The organism is Nocardioides sp. NBC_00368, from assembly GCF_036090055.1.
Lineage (GTDB): Bacteria > Actinomycetota > Actinomycetes > Propionibacteriales > Nocardioidaceae > Nocardioides.
Genome location: NZ_CP107970.1, coordinates 3,715,357 through 3,732,939, shown reverse-complemented (window position 1 = coordinate 3,732,939; position 17,583 = coordinate 3,715,357). Strand labels below are relative to the sequence as shown.

Annotated in this window: 16 protein-coding genes; 11 read left to right on the top strand and 5 right to left on the bottom strand. The window is 68.8% G+C overall.

Annotated elements, in window-relative coordinates; genetic code table 11:
• Positions 1 to 100: 100 nt before the first annotated feature.
• Positions 101 to 1,216, bottom strand: coding sequence for a phosphoserine transaminase (gene serC / locus OG984_RS17775; protein WP_328527559.1), 1,116 nt, complete (start codon positions 1,214 to 1,216; stop codon positions 101 to 103).
• 43 nt (positions 1,217 to 1,259) lie between these two features.
• On the opposite strand from serC, the gene OG984_RS17770 reads away from it, so the two are divergent.
• On the top strand, positions 1,260 to 1,739 hold the full coding sequence (locus tag OG984_RS17770; protein ID WP_328527558.1) for a GNAT family N-acetyltransferase: 480 nt from the start codon (positions 1,260 to 1,262) through the stop codon (positions 1,737 to 1,739).
• An 88-nt stretch (positions 1,740 to 1,827) separates the two neighbouring features.
• Here OG984_RS17770 and OG984_RS17765 read toward each other — a convergent pair whose 3' ends face one another.
• Positions 1,828 to 2,931, bottom strand: coding sequence for a citrate synthase 2 (locus tag OG984_RS17765; protein ID WP_442940906.1), 1,104 nt, complete (start codon positions 2,929 to 2,931; stop codon positions 1,828 to 1,830).
• Between the two features lie 105 nt (positions 2,932 to 3,036).
• Here OG984_RS17765 and OG984_RS17760 point away from each other — a divergent pair, with 105 nt between their 5' ends.
• Genes OG984_RS17760 through OG984_RS17750 form a run of 3 tightly spaced genes read left to right on the top strand, consistent with a single transcriptional unit; the run spans position 3,037 to position 6,240 of the window.
• Positions 3,037 to 3,540 (top strand): hypothetical protein, encoded by a 504-nt coding sequence (locus tag OG984_RS17760; protein WP_328527556.1) that lies wholly within the window; start codon positions 3,037 to 3,039, stop codon positions 3,538 to 3,540.
• 55 nt (positions 3,541 to 3,595) lie between these two features.
• Positions 3,596 to 4,243: a pyridoxamine 5'-phosphate oxidase gene (pdxH, locus tag OG984_RS17755; protein WP_328527555.1), complete on the top strand. Its 648-nt coding sequence runs from the start codon at positions 3,596 to 3,598 to the stop codon at positions 4,241 to 4,243.
• A complete protein-coding gene (locus tag OG984_RS17750; protein WP_328527554.1) occupies positions 4,240 to 6,240 on the top strand; it encodes a beta-galactosidase in 2,001 nt (666 codons plus the stop codon). Before pdxH ends, OG984_RS17750 begins: the two co-directional genes overlap by 4 nt.
• A 102-nt stretch (positions 6,241 to 6,342) precedes the next feature.
• Here OG984_RS17750 and OG984_RS17745 read toward each other — a convergent pair whose 3' ends face one another.
• The gene (locus OG984_RS17745; protein ID WP_328527553.1) at positions 6,343 to 8,052 is read right to left on the bottom strand and encodes a S8 family peptidase; all 1,710 of its coding nucleotides are present in this window, start codon (positions 8,050 to 8,052) and stop codon (positions 6,343 to 6,345) included.
• Between the two features lie 179 nt (positions 8,053 to 8,231).
• On the opposite strand from OG984_RS17745, the gene OG984_RS17740 reads away from it, so the two are divergent.
• The 7 genes from OG984_RS17740 (at position 8,232) to OG984_RS17710 (ending at position 16,439) form a co-directional block, all read left to right on the top strand.
• Positions 8,232 to 8,861 (top strand): helix-turn-helix domain-containing protein, encoded by a 630-nt coding sequence (locus OG984_RS17740; RefSeq protein ID WP_328527552.1) that lies wholly within the window; start codon positions 8,232 to 8,234, stop codon positions 8,859 to 8,861.
• Positions 8,862 to 10,610: an ABC transporter ATP-binding protein gene (locus OG984_RS17735; RefSeq protein ID WP_328527551.1), complete on the top strand. Its 1,749-nt coding sequence runs from the start codon at positions 8,862 to 8,864 to the stop codon at positions 10,608 to 10,610.
• Positions 10,607 to 12,616: an ABC transporter ATP-binding protein gene (locus OG984_RS17730; protein ID WP_328527550.1), complete on the top strand. Its 2,010-nt coding sequence runs from the start codon at positions 10,607 to 10,609 to the stop codon at positions 12,614 to 12,616. Before OG984_RS17735 ends, OG984_RS17730 begins: the two co-directional genes overlap by 4 nt.
• Before the next feature lie 344 nt (positions 12,617 to 12,960).
• Entirely contained in the window at positions 12,961 to 14,580 is a 1,620-nt protein-coding gene (locus OG984_RS17725) for an MDR family MFS transporter (protein WP_328527549.1), read from the top strand.
• Complete coding sequence (locus OG984_RS17720; protein WP_328527548.1) at positions 14,577 to 15,059, top strand: MarR family winged helix-turn-helix transcriptional regulator; 483 nt, start codon at positions 14,577 to 14,579, stop codon at positions 15,057 to 15,059. The genes OG984_RS17725 and OG984_RS17720 overlap by 4 nt, the downstream gene beginning before the upstream one ends.
• Positions 15,060 to 15,242: 183 nt before the next feature.
• Positions 15,243 to 15,929: a metal-dependent transcriptional regulator gene (locus tag OG984_RS17715; protein WP_091042654.1), complete on the top strand. Its 687-nt coding sequence runs from the start codon at positions 15,243 to 15,245 to the stop codon at positions 15,927 to 15,929.
• A 240-nt stretch (positions 15,930 to 16,169) separates the two neighbouring features.
• Positions 16,170 to 16,439 (top strand): hypothetical protein, encoded by a 270-nt coding sequence (locus tag OG984_RS17710; RefSeq protein ID WP_328527547.1) that lies wholly within the window; start codon positions 16,170 to 16,172, stop codon positions 16,437 to 16,439.
• On the opposite strand, the gene OG984_RS17705 is transcribed toward OG984_RS17710, so the two are convergent.
• Positions 16,425 to 17,312: a Sir2 family NAD-dependent protein deacetylase gene (locus tag OG984_RS17705; protein WP_328527546.1), complete on the bottom strand. Its 888-nt coding sequence runs from the start codon at positions 17,310 to 17,312 to the stop codon at positions 16,425 to 16,427. The two genes, OG984_RS17710 and OG984_RS17705, sit on opposite strands and share 15 nt — an antisense overlap.
• Positions 17,312 to 17,578 (bottom strand): DUF2277 domain-containing protein, encoded by a 267-nt coding sequence (locus tag OG984_RS17700; RefSeq protein ID WP_328527545.1) that lies wholly within the window; start codon positions 17,576 to 17,578, stop codon positions 17,312 to 17,314. Before OG984_RS17700 ends, OG984_RS17705 begins: the two co-directional genes overlap by 1 nt.
• Positions 17,579 to 17,583 lie beyond the last annotated feature (5 nt).

The window sequence follows — 17,583 nt, the reverse complement described above, 5'->3', positions numbered from 1 at the left end:
AGCGCTCCTGACGCCGAGTCGGCGCGTCTGTCTCAACCGCATCGGGACATTTGCGCCGACTCGGGCACTGTTCTTGGGACAGTTGCGCCGACTCGGCGGGTCAGAGGCGGTCGACGACCCAGTCGATGCAGGCGGTGAGGGCCTCGATGTCGGCGGCGTCGACGGAGGGGTACATCGCGATCCGCAGCTGGTTGGTGCCGATGCCGCGGTAGGCGTCGAGGTCGACGACGCCGTTCTCGGTGAGGATGCGGCGCAGCTCGTCCTTGTCGATCCCGGCGTCGAGCTCGACGGTGCCGACGACCAGGGAGCGGTGGGTGGGATCCTCGACGAACGGCCGGACGTACGGCGCCTTCTCGGCCCACGCGTAGAGCGCGTCGGAGGAGGCGGTGGTGCGGGCGACCATCGCGTCGAGGCCGCCCGAGGAGTTCATCCAGTCGACCTGCTCGGCCATCAGGAGGAGCGTGGCGACGGCCGGGGTGTTGACGGTCTGACTGCTGCGGGACTGCTTGATCGCCTCGGTCAACGAGAAGAACGACGGGATGTGCCGGCCACTGGCGGCGATCTCCTCGGCCCGCGCGATCGCGGCCGGGGAGAGGAGGGCCAGCCACAGGCCGCCGTCGGAGGCGAACGACTTCTGCGGCGCGAAGTAGTAGACGTCGCTCTGGGTGACGTCGAGCGGCAGACCGCCGGCGGCCGAGGTCGCGTCGACGATGGTGAGCTGGTCGGCACCGGCACCGGCAGGACGTACGACCGGAGCCATCACACCCGTCGAGGTCTCGTTATGTGTCCAGGCGTAAACATCGACTCCGTCCTCGTACGACGGCACGGCCAGGCCACCGGGCTCGGCCGAGATCACCGATGGGTTGCCCAGCCACGGAGCCGCCTTCGCCGCGGAGAGGAACTTCTTGCCGAACGCTCCGAAGACGGCGTGCTGGCTGCGCTCGCGCACCAGGGCGTACGTCGCCAGGTCGAAGAACGCGACCGAGCCACCGTTGCCGATGACGACCTCGTAGCCCTCCGGCAGCGAGAACAGGTCGGCCAGCCCGGACTGGACGCGGCCGACGAGATCCTTCACCGGCTGCTGGCGGTGAGAGGTGCCCATCACCGACGCCCCGGTCGCGGCGAGCACCTCCAGGCGGCCGGCGGGCACCTTGGACGGCCCGGAGCCGAAACGTCCGTCGGCGGGCAGGAGGTCGGCGGGGATCTGCAGCGTCATAAACCCATTCTCGCAAGATGCGGGCATCGGCCAGAATACCGACGTGTCTGTTGAGATTCGCCGGGTCGCGTACGACCACCCGGATGCGCAGAAGCTGGTCGACCGGGTCCAGGAGTTCTACGTCGAGCGCTACGGCGAGCCCGACCACGACCCGACCGTGCCGGAGATGTTCGAGCCGCCCGCGGGCGCCTACTTCCTGGCCTATCTCGACGACGTCCCGGTCGCCTCCGGCGCCTGGCGGCGATCCGGCGAGTCCGCGCTCGGGACCGTGGTGACCGCCGAGATCAAGCGGATGTACGTCGTCCCCGAGGCCCAGGGCCAGGGGCTCGCCAAACGCATGCTCGCCCACGTCGAGACCTCCGCGCGGCAGGCCGACTTCGAGGCCATGGTCCTCACCACCGGTGGACTTCAGCACGAGGCGATCGGGCTCTATGCGGCCAACGGCTACGTCGGCGTCGAACCTTTCGGCTACTACAAGGACGACGACCTGGTCGTCTGCATGGCCAAGCGGCTCGACAGCTGACCCCGCACCCGATCCACAACCGACCCGACAACGCAGGAACCGACCGGCTCGAGCCGGTCGGTTCCTGCGTCATGGCGTCAGCGTGCGGTCACTTCCCCCACTCGGGGTTCCAGCCCTCGACCGCGTCGGCGGGGCGAGGGGCCGGACCGGTGTAGATGGCCGAAGGCCGGATGAGCCGGCCGGTCTTCTTCTGCTCCAGGATGTGGGCCGACCAGCCACCGGTGCGGGCGCAGGTGAACATCGAGGTGAACATGTTGGCCGGGATCTCGGCGAAGTCGAGGACGATGGCGGCCCAGAACTCGACGTTGGTCTCCAGGACGCGGTCGGGGCGGCGCGCACGAAGCTCTTCCAGTGCCGCCTTCTCCAGCGCCTCGGCGACCTCGTAGCGAGGTGCGTTCAGCTCGCGGGCGGTGCGACGAAGCACGCGCGCACGCGGGTCCTCGGCGCGGTAGACGCGGTGGCCGAAGCCCATCAGCCGCTCACCCGAGTCCAGGAGCCCCTTGACGTAGGAGGCCGCGTCGCCGGACTTCTCGACGTCCTCGATCATGCCGAGTACGCGGGAGGGCGCGCCGCCGTGCAGCGGGCCGCTCATCGCGCCGATGGCTCCGGAGAAGGCCGCGGCGACGTCGGCGCCGGTGGAGGTGATCACCCGGGCGGTGAAGGTGGAGGCGTTCATGCCGTGCTCGGCGGCCGAGGACCAGTAGGCGTCGATGGCGTGCGCGTGGGCCGGGTCGGCCTCGCCGCGCCAGCGGATCAGGAACTTCTCGGCGAGAGTGCTGCCCTTGTCGACCTCGCGCTGCGGCACCACCGGGAGGTGGATGGAGCGAGCGGACTGGCCGGCGTACGACAGGACCATGACGGCCACACGCGCGAGGTCCTCGCGGGCCTGCTCGTCGGAGATGTCGTAGGTCTGCCCGAACCCGAAGGCGGGTGCGAGCATCGGAATGGCGGCCTGGACGTCGACGCGCACGTCGCCGGTGTGCACCGGCAGGTTGTAGGCCTCGGCGGGCGGCAGGCCGGGCCCGTACGAGCCGTCGATCAGCAGACCCCAGACGTTCTCGAACGGGACCCGCCCGACGATGTCTTCGATGTCGACCCCGCGGTAGCGAAGGGCCGAACCCTCTTTGTCGGGCTCCGCGATCTCGGTCTCGAAGGCCACGACGCCCTCGAGGCCGTGCTGTACCTGGCTCACTACCTTCTCCGTTCCTCTGTTGTCATGGGCATTGTGCCGCATCCTGGCTCCGACCCGGGCGTGGGGCGCGGTCGTGGTAGGGGGTCCGGCGCTAGTGTCGCCACCATGGACCTGGGGAAGCTCGTCGGTGGTCTCAACGCCAAGGACATCGACAAGGTGATCAAGCTGATCACCGAGAACAAGGACGTGCTGGCGGCACTCGAGCGGCTGCCGCAGCTGTTCGACTCCTTCGGCGAGGGACTCGAGGCGGCCGGCGGGCGCGCCCGTGAGGCCGGCGCCGTGCTGGTCGGGGACGGCACCGGTGGCGTCAAGGACGCGCTCGGCGACGTCGCCACCTCGCTGGGCGGGATCTCCACGGCGATCTCCAAGGGCGTCGACCGCCTCGCCGACGTCGCCGAGGGGCTCGGCCGGGTGCCGATGGCCGACGGTCCGGCCAAGTCGATCGCCAGCGCGGCGAAGGAGATCGGCGGGGCCGGCTCGGCGCTCGACGATCTCTCCGGCTCGCTCGAGACGATCGCAGAGCTCCTCGCGAAGGTCGGGTCGGCGCTGGAGCAGCTGGGCGACAAGCTCGACGAGTCGGGCACCCAGGTGAAGGGCTTCATGGGCTGATCCGTATGAGTTGAGTCCCCGACGCCGGTGACTCCCGACGTCGTAGGTTGAGACCATGGATCTCTCAGCTGAGCTGGCGGCCGCGCGTGAGTCTTACACCCGCGACGGTCTGACCGAGGACGACCTCGCGGCGGACCCGTTCCAACAGTTCGAGAGGTGGTACGCCGAGGCTCGTGACGCGGGCATCGTCGAGCCCAACGCGATGGTGGTCTCGACCGTCTCGGCGGACGGCGCGCCCTCGTCGCGGACGGTGCTGCTGAAGGGTTTCTCGACCGAGGGCTTCACCTTCTTCACCAACACCGCCTCCCGGAAGGGCTCCGACCTCGCGCACAACCCGCGCTGCGCGGTGCTCTTCCCGTGGCACCCGCTGGAGCGTCAGGTACGCATCGACGGCGTCGCCCACCAGCTCTCGACGGAAGACGTCGAGGCCTACTTCTCCCAGCGTCCGCGCGGCTCCCAGCTCGGCGCCCACGCCTCCCACCAGAGCCGGGTCGTGACCGGGCGCGAGGAGCTGGCGGCGGCATACGAGCGGATCGAGGCGCAGTTCGAGGGACAGCCGGTCCCGGTGCCGGAGGAGTGGGGCGGCTACCGGGTCGAGCCCGAGACCGTGGAGTTCTGGCAGGGGCGGCCGGGGCGGATGCACGACCGGCTCGTCTACCGCCGCGAGGGCGACAAGTGGCGCACGGAGAGGCTGGCTCCATGACGGGGATGGAGCGGGTCACCCGAGCGCTGGGTGGCCGGATCGCCTACGGCGCCGACTACAACCCGGAGCAGTGGCCCGAGGAGGTCTGGGACGAGGACGTACGCCTCATGCAGGAGGCCGGGGTCAACCTGGTCAGCGTGGGGATCTTCTCCTGGGCACTGCTGGAGCCCGAGCCGGGGAGGTACGACTTCGGCTGGCTCGACCGGGTGCTCGACAAGCTCCACGCGGGTGGGATCGCCGTGGACCTGGCGACTGCGACCGCGAGCCCGCCGCCGTGGTTCCTCGAGCGCCACCCGGAGGCCACGCTCGTCGACCAGATCGGCAACCCGCGCGCGTTCGGTGCCCGCCAGGCGTACTGCCCCTCCTCGACCGGCTATCGCGAGGCCGCTACGGCGCTCATCACCGAGCTGGTCAAGCGCTACGACGAGCATCCGGCGGTCGTGATGTGGCACGTCAACAACGAGTACGGCTGCCACAACGACCACTGTTTCTGCGACGCCAGCGCGGTGGCCTTCCGGCACTGGCTGCAGGACCGCTACGGCACGATCGAGAAGCTCAACGAGGCCTGGGCGACGGCCTTCTGGAGCCAGCACTACACCGGCTGGGAGAAGATCGGTCCGCCACGACAGGTCTCCTACGGCAACTTCGCCAACCCCGGCCAGCAGCTCGACTGGTGGCGGTTCTGCTCCGACGAGATCCGCGACCTCTACCGGGTGGAGGCGGCGGCGGTGCGGGCGCACTCCGACAAGCCCCTGACCACCAACTTCATGGGGTTCCGCAAGTCGCTCGACTACCGCAGCTGGGTCGACGTCGGCGACCTCGTCTCCAACGACCACTACCTCATCGCCGAGGACGACGACCGCACCCAGCAGCTCGCGATGACGGCCGACCTGACCCGCTCCTGGGCCCACGGTGAGCCGTGGCTGCTGATGGAGCACTCCACGTCCGCGGTCAACTGGCAGCCGCGCAACATCGCCAAGACCACCGGCGAGATGCGCCGCAACTCCTTCCAGCACGTCGCGCGCGGAGCCGACGGCGCGCTGTTCTTCCAGTGGCGTGCCTCGCGCGGTGGTGCGGAGAAGTTCCACTCCGCGATGGTTCCGCACGCCGGCACCGAGAGCCGCCTGTGGCGAGACGTCGTACGCCTCGGGGCGGATCTCTCCGCGATCGCGGAGGTCGCCGGCACCCGGGTCGCACAGGCAGGCGTCGCGATCTGCTTCGACTGGGAGTCCTGGTGGGCGGCGACCTTCGACTCGCACCCGTCGGTCGACGTCGATCCGATGGCGACCGCGCGGGCCTGGCACAAGGCCTGCTGGACGCGGAATCTCGGTGTCGACATCGTCGGGGTCGCCGACCCGCTCGACGGCTACGAGGTGGTGGTGCTGCCGGTGCAGTACCTGCTCTCCGACGAGACCATCGCGCGGTTCACCGCCTTCGTCGAGGCCGGCGGCACCCTGGTCGCCACCTACTTCTCCGGCATCGTCGACGAGCACGACCACATCCGGCTGGGCGGCTACCCGGGCGGTCTGTCCGATCTCCTCGGGGTGCGGATCGAGGAGTTCTGCCCGCTTCCCCAGGGCGACGAGATCCCGCTGACCGCCTACGGCTCCGGCACGATCTGGAGCGAGCGAGGTCGCGCTGTCGGGGCCGATGTGGTGGCTGCGTACGCCACCGGCGACTGCGCCGGCGACCCGGCCGTCACCCGGCGCCGGGTCGGCAAGGGCACGGCCTGGTACGTCGGCACCGAGCTCACCCCCGAGTCGCTCGACACCCTGGCCAACCAGGTCCTCACCACGACCAAGCCGGTCGTCGGGGGACTCCCCGAGGGCGTCGAGGCGATCCGTCGGGTGGGTGAGCAGGGGACGTACGTCTTCGTCATCAACCACACCCACGAAGCGGTCATCGTCCCCGTCCGGGGCACCGACCTGCTCTCCGGCAACGAGGGCGGGCCGCACGTGGTCCGTGCGGGTCAGGTCGCGGTCATCCGCGAGGGGTAGGTTTCCCCGGTTGACCGGGGAAACCTGGACTTGTTGGGTGTTTCAGTGCCCGTCAAGCCCAGGAATACCCGGTCAACCGGGTATTCCTGGGGCTGATGTGACTCAGCGACTGACCGCCGCCTCGGCGTTGACGATGCCGCTGCCGTAGAAGCCGTTCGGCGCGTCGCCACCCTCACAGGTGTGCGTGCTGGTCCGCGTCGAGCCGTCGGGCAGGTGGCGGACATAGGTGAAGTCCGCCGGGACCGGGCAGGCCTTGTCGGTGGCCGACTTGAGCAGGATCTTCTCGACCTTGGCGGGCGAGAGGGTCTTGCCGGAGCGGTCGCGGCTGCCGTACTCGCCGACGATCAGCGCGGCCACACCAGCGGCGTGCGGGGAGGCCATCGAGGTGCCCTGCAGGTACTGGTAGTAGGAGCACTCGCCGCTGGAGCAGTCCGCGACGGCCCACGGGACCACGACCTCGCCCGTCGCCGGGTCGATCGCGCCGTCGGCCACGGCCAGGTCGTAGGGGTAGGCGGCCAGGATGTTGGCGGCGAAGTCGCGCTTGCCGTCGGCGGTGTCGTACCCATCGCCACCAGGCGCCGCGACGTCGACGAAGCCGTTGCCGTAGCTGGAGTAGTAGGACTTGCGCTCGGACGGGCCGGTGGCGCTGACCGCGATGACCCCGTTGCCCTCGGTGGGCATCGAGACGCACGACTCCGGGTCGAGCAGGTCACGGACGTAGGCGGCCTCGCCGGGCTCGCTGGCGTAGTCGGGGCTGCTCGCGTCGGTCTGCGGTTTGGTGTAGTCGATCGCCTGGTTGCCGGCGGCCGCGATCAGGGTGACGCCGCGGGCGCGGGCGTAGTCGAGGGCACGCTGCATCGCGGTGATGATCGTGACCTGCTCGGCCTGGTCTGCGGCGGAGTCGGCCGGGTGGTTGGTGCAGTTGAACAGCCACGGGTCGACGTAGTAGCTCATGTTGACCACGTCGATGCCGTTGCGGCCGGCGTAGGTGAGCGCGTCGACCGAGGGCTGCAGGAAGAAGTAGCCGGAGTCCTGGCCGGCGCGGAGGTTGACGATGTCGGCCTCCGGGGCGACGCCCGTGATGCCGACGCCGTTGACCGGCGAGGCGATGGTCGAGGCGACGTGGGTGCCGTGGCCGTTCTCATCGACGTCGGCCGCGTCCTCGCAGGAGGCGTCGGGCTCGTCCTCACACGGGCCGTCGACGTTGGCGCCGTTGGCGTCGACCGGGATGTCGGTCGTGAAGTTGCGGCTCAGGTTCGCGTCGAAGTTGGGTGCGATGTCGGGGTGCGACCCGTCGACACCGGTGTCCAGGATGCCGACGCGGACACCCTTGCCGCGCTCGGTCTTGTTGGCGTCCGCGGCGTGGATCTGCTTCATGTCCCACTGCAGGCCGGAGAGCGGCTCCCCGGGGCCCTTGGGCTTCGGCGTCTTGGGCGCGGTGCCCTTGCCGCCGCGGATCTCGGTCTCGACCTTCGACACCTCCTGCTTGCGGGCGTTGCTCGCCCCGTCGGGGGTGTTGGCGCCCACGATCCTGTCCTGGGCCGCGCCGACGAGGGCGCCCGAGGCGTTGGCCGCCTCGGCGAAGTCCTCGCCTGCGGTCACCGTCGCGACACCGATGGCGCTGTTCTCCGAGACGATCTCGCCCCCGGCGGCCTTCACCGCGGCACGGGCAGTGGCGGCCGAGGATCCCTCGGCATATGCCACGACATAGCGGACCTCCTTGTCGGAGGTGGCGGTTCCCGAGTTCGCCATGACGAGGGCGCCGGTGACCCCCAGCGCGACCGCGGTCGCGCCTGTCAACAACCTACGCATGCTGTCTCCATTCCGGATTCGGTGGTCGAGATCATCGATCACCGCTGTCATGGCCCTTGTCGGCCCGACAGTGGGCCCAGCATGCCTTAGTCAGCATCCGCTCGGACAGGGTTTGGACATCCACCGTTCACCCAATAATTGGGTTGTGAGTGAGTGCTCACTCACTTACTCTCGAAGACGTGGACGAACGACGTACGCGGGCGAAGCCGATTCCCGCAGCCGACCGGCGCGCAGCGATCATCGCGGCGACCGAGACGCTGCTGATCGAGCACGGCACGGCGACCACCACCCGGCTCATCGCCGAGGCGGCTGGCGTCGCCGAGGGCACGATCTTCCGGCACTTCCGCGACAAGCGGGAGCTCTACCGGGCCGTGGCGGAGAACGTCTTCGACCCCGACAGGACCGGGGAGTCCATGGCGGACGTCGTCGAGGACAAGGCCGACATCGAGGACAAGCTCCGAGCCGTGATCGACCTGCTGGCCGCCGGCTCGCAGCGCGGTGTCCTCGTGATGATGGCCGTGCGCTCGGCCGTGATGGAGGAGGCGGACCCCGAGGGCGTACGTCATCCGCACGGTCCGCCGAAGTTCCTCATCGAGGCCAACAAGGCCCTCATCGACAACCTGACGCGGCTCGTCTTCGAGCCGCACGCGAACGAGCTGCGGCTGCCGCCGCGCAAGGCCGCGCTGGTGCTGCGCAGCCTCACGATCGGGGCCTGGCTCCCCGGTCTGAACCGAACGAACCAGCCACTGAGCAGCGAGGACGTCATCGACGTGCTGCTCGGAGGCATCCTGACCAGAGAGACCCCCTGAATGCTTCTCCGACTGCTGCGGGACTACCTGCTCCCGTACAAGAGATTCCTGGTCGTCATCGCGATCCTGCAGCTCTTGTCGACCTCGGCCTTCATGCTGCTGCCCAGCCTCAACGCCGACATCATCGACCAGGGCGTGGCCGAAGGCGACACCGGCTACATCATGCGCATCGGCGCGATCATGCTCGGCGTGGCCCTGGTGCAGATCCTGTGCTCGATCGCCAGCGTCTACTTCGCCGCACGCAGCTCGATGAGCTTCGGTCGCGACCTGCGCGCGGCGATCTTCGCGAAGGTCGGCTCCTTCAGTGCCCGCGAGGTCGGCCGCTTCGGCGCTCCCTCGCTGATCACCCGGACGACCAACGACGTCCAGCAGGTCCAGATGCTCGCCGTGCTGACCTGCACGCTCGCGGTGATGGTGCCGATGATGATGGTCGGCGGTGTCGTGATGGCCATCCGGGAGGACGCCGGCCTCGCCTGGCTGCTCGCGGTCGTCATTCCGGTGCTGCTCCTCTCCATGGCCGTGGTCGTGCGCGGCATGGTCCCCAACTTCCGCAAGGTGCAGGAGCGCATCGACGCGGTCAACCGCATCCTGCGCGAGCAGATCACCGGCATCCGGGTGATCCGAGCGTTCGTGCGCGAGCGCCAGGAGACCGAGCGCTTCGCGAAGGCCAACGACGAGCTCACCGACGTCGCGCTGCGGGCCGGGCGCTGGATGTCGACGATGTTCCCGCTGATGATGCTGGTCATCAACGTCGCCAGCGTCGCGGTGATCTGGTTCGGCGGCATCCGGGTCGACAACGGGGTGATGCAGGTCGGTCCGCTGACCGCCTTCCTGCAGTACCTGATGCAGATCCTGATGTCGATCATGATGGGCACCTTCATGCTCATGCAGGTGCCGCGCGCGGCCGTCTGCGCCGACCGGATCGCCGAGGTCCTCGACACCGAGACGTCGGTGACCCCGCCGAGCGCCGGCATCACCGAGATCTCCCGTCGCGGCCACGTCGACCTGGTCGGAGCCGGCTTCACCTACCCCGGCGCCGACCACCCCGTCCTCCACGACCTCACCTTCGAGGCCCGGCCCGGGCAGACCGTCGCGATCATCGGCTCCACCGGCGCCGGCAAGACGACCCTGCTGGGCCTCGTCCCACGGCTCTTCGACGCGACCGCCGGCGTCGTCCGGGTGGGTGGGATCGACGTACGCGACCTCGACCCGGCCACCCTGCGCAGCTCCCTCGGGCTGGTGCCGCAGAAGGCCTTCCTGTTCACCGGCACCGTCCGGTCCAACCTGCTCCACGGCAAGCCGGACGCCACCGACGAGGAGCTCTGGCACGCGCTCGAGGTCGCTCAGGCACGCGACTTCGTGGAGCGGATGGCGCCCGAGGGCGGCACCGGTCTGGACGCCGAGATCGACCAGGGCGGCACCAACGTCTCCGGCGGTCAGCGGCAGCGCCTGGCCATCGCCCGTGCGCTCGTACGTCGTCCTGACATCTACCTCTTCGACGACTCCTTCTCGGCGCTCGACGTCGCCACCGACGCCCGGCTCCGGGCGGCGCTCGCGCCTGAGACCCGCAACGCCACGGTGATCGTGGTCGCCCAGCGCGTCTCCACCATCCGCGACGCCGACAAGATCCTCGTGCTCGAGGACGGCGCCCTCGTCGGCGAGGGCACCCACGAGGAGCTGCTCGCCGGCAACGCCACCTACCAGGAGATCGTCTCCTCCCAGCTCAGTGCAGAGGAGGCCGCCGCATGAGCGACCCCACAACCAGTCAGCCCGGCCAGAACGGCCAGATGAAGAAGACCGAGCGGATCGTACGTCCCCAGGGCGGCCCCGGACCGATGGGCGCCGGCGGCGCGGTGGGGGACAAGGCGATGAACTTCGTCCCCTCGGCGAAGCGCCTCCTGAGAAGGATGGCGCCCTACAAGGTCCACGCCTTCGCGACGATCGTCCTGGCTGCGATCAGCGTGACGCTGATGTCGCTGGGTCCGTGGCTGCTGGGCAAGGCGACCAACATCATCTTCGGTGGCATCTTCTCCCGCGAGCTGCCGGCCGGGGTGACCCAGGAGGAGGCGGTCGAGGGCCTGCGCGCCCAGGGCGACGACAAGCTCGCCGACATGCTCTCCGGGATGGACTACGTCAACCCCGGCCACGGCGTCGACTTCGACGCCCTGCGCAACGCGTTGATGATCGTGCTCATCGTCTACCTGGTCGCCTCGATGCTCTCCTTCGCGCAGGGCTGGATCCTCAACTCGGTCGTCCAGGGCACCGTGAAGGGACTGCGTGAGGACGTCGAGAAGAAGGTGCACAGCGTCCCGCTGTCCTACTTCGACAAGCAGCCGCGAGGCGAGCTGCTCAGCCGGGTCACCAACGACATCGACAACATCAGCCAGACGCTGCAGCAGACCTTCAGCCAGGTCCTGACAGCGCTGTTCACGCTGGTCACGGTGCTGTTCATGATGTTCTGGATCAGCCCGGTGCTGGCCCTGATCGCGCTGCTCGCGGTGCCGGTCTCGCTGGTCGTGACCGGCGCGGTGATGAAGCGGTCGCAGGGCCAGTTCGTGGCCCAGTGGCGCAGCACCGGCAAGCTCAACGGCCACATCGAGGAGACCTTCTCGGGCCACGACCTGGTCAAGGTCTTCGGCCGTCAGGAGGACGTCGAGAAGACCTTCGCCGAGGAGAACGACAAGCTCTTCGACGCGGCCTTCAAGGCCCAGTTCATCAGCGGGATCCTGATGCCGCTGATGATGTTCGTGGGCAACCTGATGTTCGTGGTGGTCTGCGTGGTCGGGTCGCTCCGGGTCGCCAGCGGCGCGCTGAGCCTCGGCGAGCTGCAGGCCTTCATCCAGTACTCGCGCCAGTTCACCCAGCCCATCACCACCCTCGCCTCGATGATGAACCTGCTCCAGTCGGGCGTCGCCTCGGCCGAGCGCGTCTTCGAGCTGCTCGACGCCCAGGACCAGTCGCCCGATGTCGGGGCGGCCCGTGACGGGTCGTCCGGTGCAGGCGAGGTCCGCTTCGAGCACGTCTCGTTCGCCTATGACAAGGACAGGCCGCTCATCGAGGACCTGTCACTGGTTGCCCGCCCCGGGCAGACCGTCGCGATCGTCGGCCCCACCGGAGCCGGCAAGACCACGCTGGTCAACCTGATCATGAGGTTCTACGAGCTCGATGCCGGCCGGATCACCCTCGACGGCGTCGACATCGCCTCGATGCCCCGCGCGGACCTGCGGGGGCGCACCGGCATGGTGCTCCAGGACACCTGGCTCTTCGAAGGCACGATCCGCGACAACATCCGCTACGGCCGGCCGTCCGCGACCGAGGAGGAGCTCCTCGAGGCGGCCCGGGCGACGTACGTCGACAGGTTCGTGCACTCGCTCCCCGACGGCTACGACACCCTGATCACCGACCAGGGCGGCAACCTCTCGGCGGGCGAGCGGCAGCTGGTCACGATCGCCCGGGCCTTCCTGGCCGAGCCGTCGCTGCTGATCCTCGACGAGGCGACCTCCTCGGTCGACACCCGCACCGAGCTGCTCCTGCAGCACGCCATGGCGGCGCTGCGCTCGGACCGTACGTCCTTCGTGATCGCCCACCGGCTCTCCACGATCCGCGACGCCGACCTGATCCTGGTCATGCGTGACGGCGCGATCGTCGAGCAGGGTGACCATGCCGAGCTGCTCGAGGCAGGCGGGGCGTACGCCGAGCTCTACCAGTCGCAGTTCAGCCACCCGATCGTGGAGGAGGAGCCCGCGACCGCGTGAAAATAAACCCTTTGAACCCGGTCCGCCTCGACGCCTACCGTTGAGGCACACGGGAAAGGAGGTGATCCGATCAGATGAAGAACGATTGGATGCGTGAGGTGGCTGCTCGCTAGCAGCCCTCCAACCATGGATGGGGAGCTGGCAATCCAACGGCAGCCACCCGACCCGCAGGCGTACCGGACTCATCCACCGGGTCGGCCACCTGGCCCGCCTGCGGGTCGTCCCGTTTTCGGAGGGCACGGTCGCGCGCGGACGCGGCCGACGACAAGTTGCGTTTAGCAACTAAACCCACGTATATTGGTTGCCGATATTCAACCAGTTCCTCGTGAGAGTCGAGCCCGCACTTGTCAGAGTCCCAGCAGTCTTCGCAGGCCATCGCCGCGCCGGAGATGAGCCACCGCCAGATCATGGAGGTCCTCTCAGGTCTCCTGATGGCGCTCTTCGTCGCCATGCTGTCCAGCACGTCGGTCGCCAACGCCCTGCCGCGGATCGTCACCGACCTCGGCGGCACCCAGGGCGGCTACACCTGGATCGTCGTCTCGAGCATGCTGGCGATGACCGCGACGACGCCGATCTGGGGCAAGCTCGCCGATCTCTACAACAAGAAGGTCCTGGTGCAGGTCGCCCTCGGCCTGTTCATCGTCGGCTCGGCGATCTGTGGCCTGGCTCCCTCGATGCCGGTGATCATCACCGGCCGGGTCATCGCCGGCCTCGGTATGGGCGGCATCGTCGCGCTGATCCAGGTGATCATCGCGATGATCGTCTCCCCGCGTGAGCGCGGCCGCTACTCCGGCTACATCGGTGCGGTCTTCGCGCTGGCCACGGTCATCGGCCCGCTCGTGGGCGGCGTGATCGTCGACTCCCCGGTCGGCTGGCCCGGCGTCTTCTACGTCGGCGTCCCGTTCGCAGTGGTCGCGTTCATCCTGCTGCAGAAGACCCTGCACCTCCCGCACGTACGCCGCGAGGTCAGCATCGACTACCTCGGTGCGTTCCTGCTGGTCGCCGGTGTCTCGATGCTGCTGATCTGGGTGACGCTGGGTGGTGAGTCCTTCGAGTGGGCCTCGCTGATGTCGTACGCCCTGGTCGCAGGCAGCCTCGTCGTGCTCGCCGTCGCGATCCTGGTCGAGGGCAGGTTCGCCAAGGAGCCGATCATCCCGCTGCGGCTCTTCCGCGACCGCACCATGGTGCTCTCCACGGTCGCCTCGTTCTTCGTGGGTGCGGGAATGTTCGGTGCGACGGTCTACTTGCAGCAGTACTTCCAGACCGCCCGCGGGATGACGCCGACCCACGCCGGCCTGATGTCGATCTGCATGGTGCTCGGGCTCTCCGTGGCCGGCATGGTCACCGGACGCCTGATCAGCGCCACCGGTCGCTGGAAGCGCTACCTGCTCTTCGGCGGCGTCATGCTGCCGATCGGGCTCTACCTGCTCAGCACCATCGACGAGCACACCAACCTCGCCCTGGTCGGTGCCTTCATGGCCGTCGTCGGCCTCGGTGTCGGTGCGACCAACCAGAACCTGGTGCTCGCGGTGCAGAACAACCTCGACACCAAGGACATGGGTGCCGGCTCCTCGGTGGTCGCCTTCTTCCGGTCGATGGGTGGCTCGATGGGCATCGCCGCGCTCGGTGCCGTGCTGTCCCACCGGGTCGAGGACGTCATCACCGACGGCATCCCCGAGCTGGTCGCCAGCGGGAAGGTCACCCCCGAGGAGCTCCGGAGCCTGCAGAGCGGCGGGCTCGCCGACCCGGCGAGCATGCCCAGCGCGATGCAGGCCCTCTACGAGCACGCCTTCGCCGTCGCCACCGCCGACCTCTTCCTGGTGGCCATCCCGTGTGCCCTGCTCGCGCTGGTCGCTATCGTGGGCATCAGGGAGGTCCCGCTCAAGACGACCGTCGAGGATCTCCCCGACGAGAAGGCCCTCGCCGAGGCCGAGGCCGAAGCCGAGGGAGCTGTTCGGAGATGACTGACGAGCCCGCTGTGGGCGACGAGATCGATGCCCCGCGGGTGGAGTCGCTGATCCGGCTCGAGGCCGAGGTCGGGGTGCTCATGCGACGGGCGAAGCGGGCGATGCGCATCCGTGGCCGGATGCTGCACCCCGACCTGCCGCCGGGTGGCTACATGGTGCTGACCTGGGTCGCCGAGCACGGTCCGCTGCGTGCCTCCGCTCTCGTCGACGGGCTCGGCATCGACAAGGGTGCCGTCAGCCGGATGGTGCAGACGATCGTCGACCTCGGCCTGCTCGAGCGCCATCCCGATCCCGAGGACGGCCGCGCCAGCCTGGTCTCGCTGACCGCCGAGGCGCGCGAAGGGCTCGACCGCGTGGCCCGGGAGCGCCGCGTACGCTTCAGCGACCGGCTGGCCGACTGGAGTCCCGACGACATCGACCGACTCAGCGCTATGCTGTCCAGATACAACGAAGCCCTAGAACGCCAGGGCTCCTAGGGGATCACGCGTGCTGATCTCTCCTGCAGGCCGACGTCGTCCGGGACACACCCTGCTGGGTTCGGTTTTTTTGACTGATTCAAGGATGTAGGATTAACCCGTGAGCGAGCGCATGCGAGTGAACCATCGAAACAACACGCGGCCGCGTCCGCATACTGGCGCTTGCGCTACGGAGGTGGCCGCGTGAGCGACCTCATCGACACCACCGAGATGTACCTTCGCACCATCTATGAGCTGGTCGAAGAGGGAATCGTTCCGCTGCGCGCCCGCATCGCCGAGCGCCTGCACCAGTCGGGTCCCACGGTCTCCCAGACCGTCGCCCGGATGGAACGCGACGGTCTGCTCACCGTCGAGGGCGATCGCCACCTGCAGCTCACCGACGAGGGCCTTCGCCTGGCCACCCGCGTGATGCGCAAGCACCGGCTCGCCGAGCGGCTGCTCACCGACGTCATCGGCCTCGACTGGGAGCTCGTCCACGAGGAGGCGTGCCGCTGGGAGCACGTCATGTCGGACACCGTCGAGAAGCGACTGCTCGACCTGCTCGGCGACCCGACCGAGTCGCCCTACGGCAACCCGATCCCCGGTCTCGACGAGCTCGGCGGCAAGCCCGCCGACGAGGACTTCATGGCCGGCGTCCAATCACTCACGGCCGCGGCGACCTCCGAGCGCGCCACCGTCCTGGTGCGCCGCATCTCCGAGGAGATGCAGAAGGACGAGTCGCTGATGAGCGCTCTGCGCCGGGTCGGCGCGACGCCGGACCAGACCGTCGCCATCAAGGCGACCGCCGACGGGGTCATGCTCGGCTCCGGTGGAGAGACCGCGGAGATCATCCCCGAGGCCGCGGACCATATCTTCGTCAAGGCGCTCTGACCGGCAGATTCACTCCCGATCGACTCCACGAGTCGGCATCGGTGTGGCAACTTCGCACCCACTTTTGTAACCGTGGGTGAAATTCTCTCGACGTCGGCAGAATTCGGCACATCACTCTGGACCGATTACGTCATCGATGCTTATGTTTGACGTGCGGGGCCTGCTGGAGGCCAGTGATCCATGTGGGCTTCAGCAGTTGTCATGTCGAGACTTGCGGGGGTCTCCGGAGGGGAGAGCTCTATGGAGGTCGTTCATCTGCCCGCTCGCGGTCGCGAGCTGGATGAGACGTTCCGCCCAGTCGCCGTCCACCACACCGACACCGGCCTGACCCGTCATCTCAAGCGTGGCGAGGAGATCGTGCTCACCGACCTCGGTGGGGACTTCCACAGCGCCAAGGTGCTGCTGATCGACGAAGGTCCGGTCTACCACTTCTTCATCGGGGCCAGACTGTCGGTCGACGAGGCCGCCGGCCGCATGGCAGACCTGCCGATCCAGTCACGCTCTGCGTGAGGACAGCGCGGTGAGGAACTCGCTGGTCCCCACCTCCAGCTTGTACGTAGCCTCCCCGTCACCCCTGGTGGCGCCACGGTTGACGATGACGACCGGGATCCCGGCCTTGGCCGCCCGGCGTACGAACCGGTAGCCACTCATCACCGCCAGACTCGAGCCCGCGACGAGCAGCACGCCCTTCCCCTCGTGCCGCTCGCCGCGGAGCTCGGAACCTTCCTCCGCGAGCGCGTCGACCGCAGCCATGCACCGGTTGACCCGGTCCTTGGGCACGTTCTCCCCGAAGAAGACGACGTCGGGCTTGAGGATGCCGCCGCAGATCTCGCAGTCGGGTACGACGAAGTCCTGCGTCTCCTCGAGGGCGACGTCACCGTCGGGCCGGCTCTCGACGTCCGCGTGCGCCTCGGCCCAGCCGGCGTTGAGCGCCTCCATCCGCACCTGGAGCTCGCGGCGTGGGCTCAGCGTGCGGCAGGACAGACAGATCACGTCGGCCACCCGGCCGTGCAGCGTCACGATCCGGCCGCTCCTGGCCAGCTCCGGCGCCGCCTGCTCGTGCAGCCCGTCGACGTTCTGGGTGATCAGCAGCTCGGGGTCGATCGCGGCCACGGCCCGGTGGCCGGCGTTCGGCACGGCGCTGCCCATCCGCCGCCAGCCGAGGTGGCTGCGTGCCCAGTAGCGCTGCCGCTCCTGCGGGCCCGAGATGAACTGCTGGTAGGTCATCGGCTGGCGTGAGGGGCTGCCCGGGCTGCGGTAGTCAGGGATGCCCGAGTCGGTCGAGACGCCGGCCCCGGTCAGCACCACGAGTCGCCGGTCCTGGAGGAGGGCGAGGGCTGCTGCGTACGTCTCTTTGGTTGTCGCCCCGGGGGCGAGCGTCATCAGGCGTACCTGGCCTCGGCGCGAGCCTTGCGCTTGGCGGCCTCGACCTCGCGGTTCTTCTTCGGGGCGTTGGTGACCAGGTCGTCGAGGAGATGCCGGGTGATGTGGGCGATCTCGGCGACGGCGCGGTCGAAGGCCTCCTGGTTGGCGGCAGAAGGCTTGGTGGTGCCGCTCACCTTGCGTACGAACTGCAGGGCGGCAGCGGTGACCTCGTCGTTGGTGGCTGGCGGCTCGAAGTTGTGGAGCGGGCGGATGTTGCGGCACATGCCGA

Excerpts from the sequence above, each read along its gene's own strand:
- serC (WP_328527559.1), bottom strand. The coding sequence starts at position 1,216 with ATGACGCTGCAGATCCCCGCCGACCTCCTGCCCGCCGACGGACGTTTC.
- OG984_RS17760 (WP_328527556.1), top strand. The coding sequence starts at position 3,037 with ATGGACCTGGGGAAGCTCGTCGGTGGTCTCAACGCCAAGGACATCGAC.
- pdxH (WP_328527555.1), top strand. The coding sequence starts at position 3,596 with ATGGATCTCTCAGCTGAGCTGGCGGCCGCGCGTGAGTCTTACACCCGC.
- OG984_RS17750 (WP_328527554.1), top strand. The coding sequence starts at position 4,240 with ATGACGGGGATGGAGCGGGTCACCCGAGCGCTGGGTGGCCGGATCGCC.
- OG984_RS17745 (WP_328527553.1), bottom strand. The coding sequence starts at position 8,052 with ATGCGTAGGTTGTTGACAGGCGCGACCGCGGTCGCGCTGGGGGTCACC.
- OG984_RS17735 (WP_328527551.1), top strand. The coding sequence starts at position 8,862 with ATGCTTCTCCGACTGCTGCGGGACTACCTGCTCCCGTACAAGAGATTC.
- OG984_RS17730 (WP_328527550.1), top strand. The coding sequence starts at position 10,607 with ATGAGCGACCCCACAACCAGTCAGCCCGGCCAGAACGGCCAGATGAAG.
- OG984_RS17720 (WP_328527548.1), top strand. The coding sequence starts at position 14,577 with ATGACTGACGAGCCCGCTGTGGGCGACGAGATCGATGCCCCGCGGGTG.
- OG984_RS17710 (WP_328527547.1), top strand. The coding sequence starts at position 16,170 with ATGGAGGTCGTTCATCTGCCCGCTCGCGGTCGCGAGCTGGATGAGACG.
- OG984_RS17705 (WP_328527546.1), bottom strand. The coding sequence starts at position 17,312 with ATGACGCTCGCCCCCGGGGCGACAACCAAAGAGACGTACGCAGCAGCC.
- OG984_RS17700 (WP_328527545.1), bottom strand. The coding sequence starts at position 17,578 with ATGTGCCGCAACATCCGCCCGCTCCACAACTTCGAGCCGCCAGCCACC.